The sequence below is a fragment of the Roseateles sp. P5_B10 genome, from assembly GCF_056400485.1.
In genome coordinates this window covers 1-2,855 of record NZ_JBFULE010000682.1, presented here as the reverse complement: position 1 = coordinate 2,855, position 2,855 = coordinate 1, and the positions used below count along the sequence as shown (strand labels likewise).

The 2,855-nt window shown below is 52.8% G+C and carries 2 rRNA genes; both read left to right on the top strand.

Going from position 1 to position 2,855, the window contains the following annotated elements:
- Positions 1 to 1,934, top strand: a 23S ribosomal RNA gene (locus tag AC1DU6_RS25915); the annotation flags it as partial.
- A 202-nt stretch (positions 1,935 to 2,136) separates the two neighbouring features.
- Positions 2,137 to 2,249, top strand: a 5S ribosomal RNA gene (gene rrf, locus AC1DU6_RS25910).
- Positions 2,250 to 2,855 lie beyond the last annotated feature (606 nt).

The window sequence follows — 2,855 nt, the reverse complement described above, 5'->3', positions numbered from 1 at the left end:
GTGCTAACGTCCGGACTCAAGAGGGAAACAACCCAGACCGCCAGCTAAGGTCCCTAAAATTGGCTAAGTGGGAAACGAAGTGGGAAGGCTAAAACAGTCAGGATGTTGGCTTAGAAGCAGCCATCATTTAAAGAAAGCGTAATAGCTCACTGATCGAGTCGTCCTGCGCGGAAGATGTAACGGGGCTAAGCCAGTTACCGAAGCTGCGGATGTGCAATTTATTGCACGTGGTAGGAGAGCGTTCTGTAAGCCTGTGAAGGTGGGTTGTGAAGCCTGCTGGAGGTATCAGAAGTGCGAATGCTGACATGAGTAGCGTTAAAGGGGGTGAAAAGCCCCCTCGCCGAAAGCGCAAGGTTTCCTACGCAACGTTCATCGGCGTAGGGTGAGTCGGCCCCTAAGGCGAGGCAGAGATGCGTAGCTGATGGGAARCAGGTYAATATTCCTGTACCGATCAATAGTGCGATGTGGGGACGGAGAAGGTTAGCTCAGCCAACTGTTGGATATGTTGRTTCAAGCGTGTAGTCGTGCCCCTTAGGCAAATCCGGGGGGATTAGATGAGGCGTGATAACGAGTCTGCTTGCAGACGAAGTGAGTGATACCCTGCTTCCAAGAAAAGCCACTAAGCTTCAGCTATTGACGACCGTACCGCAAACCGACACTGGTGCGCGAGATGAGTATTCTAAGGCGCTTGAGAGAACTCTGGAGAAGGAACTCGGCAAATTGACACCGTAACTTCGGAAGAAGGTGTGCCTTTAGTAGGTGATCCATTTACTTGGTGAGCCCAATGAGGCCGCAGAGAATCGGTGGCTGCAACTGTTTATTAAAAACACAGCACTCTGCAAAGACGAAAGTCGACGTATAGGGTGTGACTCCTGCCCGGTGCTGGAAGATTAAATGATGGGGTGCAAGCTCTTGACTGAAGTCCCAGTAAACGGCGGCCGTAACTATAACGGTCCTAAGGTAGCGAAATTCCTTGTCGGGTAAGTTCCGACCTGCACGAATGGAGTAATGATGGCCACACTGTCTCCTCCAGAGACTCAGCGAAGTTGAAATGTTTGTGATGATGCAATCTCCCCGCGGAAAGACGGAAAGACCCCATGAACCTTTACTGTAGCTTTACATTGGACTTTGAACAGATCTGTGTAGGATAGGTGGGAGGCTTTGAAGTSAGGTCGCYAGWTCTGATGGAGCCAWCSTTGAAATACCACCCTGGTGTGTTTGAGGTTCTAACCTTGKCCCGTTATCCGGGAYGGGGACAGTGTATGGTGGGCAGTTTGACTGGGGCGGTCTCCTCCCAAAGTGTAACGGAGGAGTTCGAAGGTACGCTAGATACGGTCGGAAATCGTGTCGATAGTGCATTGGCATAAGCGTGCTTGACTGCGAGACYKACAAGTCGAGCAGGTWCGAAAGWMGGACWWAGTGATCCGGTGGTTCTGTATGGAAGGGCCATCGCTCAACGGATAAAAGGTACTCTGGGGATAACAGGCTGATACCGCCCAAGAGTTCATATCGACGGCGGTGTTTGGCACCTCGATGTCGGCTCATCTCATCCTGGGGCTGTAGCCGGTCCCAAGGGTATGGCTGTTCGCCATTTAAAGAGGTACGTGAGCTGGGTTTAAAACGTCGTGAGACAGTTTGGTCCCTATCTTCCGTGGGCGCTGCAAGATTGAGAGAGCCTGCTCCTAGTACGAGAGGACCGGAGTGGACGCACCTCTGGTGTATCGGTTGTCACGCCAGTGGCATTGCCGAGTAGCTAAGTGCGGAAGAGATAACCGCTGAAAGCATCTAAGCGGGAAACTCGTCTCAAGATGAGTCTTGCCGGGGCCTAGAGCCCCCTGAAGGGTCGTTCGAGACCAGGACGTTGATAGGCTGGGTGTGGAAGCGCAGTAATGCGTTAAGCTAACCAGTACTAATTGCCCGTGAGGCTTGACCCTATAACTTTGAGAGTCTGTGCGCAGCACGTCTCAAGGTGAGTGTTCAAGTTATGTCGTTCTTCGAAGCTACGAAGACGCAATCAAATTAAGCTGATTCCGCTGCCAAGCGATAAAACTTGCAGCGTGCAGATTGGATAAAACCAAGTTCTGCTGACTCTACGAATTGGGTTTATTGACCATGTCAATGAACCAACCAGTCAAGCCTGACGACCATAGCGACTTGGTCCCACTCCTTCCCATCCCGAACAGGACAGTGAAACGAGCCAGCGCCGATGATAGTGCGGATTCCCGTGTGAAAGTAGGTCATCGTCAGGCTATTTACCCCTCAAAACCCCTCCAGCTCAGGCTGTGAGGGGTTTTGTTTTTGGGTGATCTGAATATTCAGCCGGATTCAAGAGTGCGCGGCAAACGAATCGGGCGRTGATGAGCAATGCCGCCTGCCGACATGGGCAGATTTCGGATGCCCGTTGGGTGCTGTTACCGTATTGAATTGGTAGCGTCAATTCAGGCCCACTCTTCGGCGTCCAATCTAGAACAGGTTTTGTTGGCGACTTGCCGCTAAGGGCCGCAAGTCCCACCTCCCCAGAACTTCATAGCGATAGGGCGATCCACCTCCGACAACGAGCAAGACCTCATCAAGAATCCATTCGATGGCTTCCTTGATTTTTGGAGGTTTCAGATGCTTGGGCGCTGTATAGCTGGGAGTGACGTGCGGGGTGTGTCCCACGCGATCATCAATTCCCTCGGCCGCTAGCACCCTATGGATGCAGCGAGCAACCCGGGGAAACCGTGGGGGCTGCCTTTGGCTCTGAACGACCAATGCTCTCCATTGGCCACGATGCGATTCAGCGTCATGGCAACCGCCTGCGCTGAAACCCTGCCACCCGCACGCAGCATCCGCTCGCGCAGATCTGGCGTGTC